Here is a 631-nt window from a genome sequence, read left to right as displayed (position 1 = left end):
GCATTGCCTGAGGCGCCGTACCGCTATCAGGAGATGCTGGGGGTGATCTGGCGCGAGAACCCATCCTGCTATTTACAGGATGGCGAACAGGCGGTGCTGATGGCCGCGCTGATGGAAACCGATAACGACGGGCGCCCGCTGATTGACGCATGGATCAAACGCTCGGGGTTAACCGCAGACGCATGGCTGGAAAAGCTCTTTGAGGCGACGGTGATCCCCTTCTATCACCTGCTCTGCCGCTACGGGGTGGCGCTCATCGCCCACGGCCAGAACGTCACGCTGGTGATGAAAGATTACGTTCCACAGCGCATTCTGCTGAAGGATTTCCAGGGCGACATGCGCCTGGTGGACGAGGATTTCCCGCAGGCGCAGAGCCTGCCGGAGCAGGTAAAAGCCGTCACCGCACGCCTCAGTGCGGATTACATCATCCACGACCTGCAAACCGGCAACTTTGTCACGGTGCTGCGCTTTATTTCCCGTCTCACCCTGCAAACCGGCGTGAGCGAAACCCGCTTCTATCAGATCCTGGCGCAGGTGTTACGTCGCTATATGGCCGCCCATCCGGATCTTGCGGCGCGCTTCGCGAAGTTCGACCTGTTTAAGCCGCAGATTATTCGCGTGATCCTCAACC

At 59.3% G+C, this 631-nt stretch carries 1 protein-coding gene; it reads left to right on the top strand.

Features of this window, described 5'->3' with window-relative positions; genetic code table 11:
• A partial coding sequence (locus HP459_RS23260; RefSeq protein WP_301541011.1) for an IucA/IucC family siderophore biosynthesis protein occupies positions 1 to 631 on the top strand: 631 nt, incomplete at both ends.

It is taken from the genome of Enterobacter sp. CM29 (assembly GCF_013179605.1).
Taxonomy (GTDB): Bacteria; Pseudomonadota; Gammaproteobacteria; order Enterobacterales; family Enterobacteriaceae; genus Enterobacter; species Enterobacter intestinihominis.
This window is presented reverse-complemented; position numbering and strand designations above follow the sequence as displayed.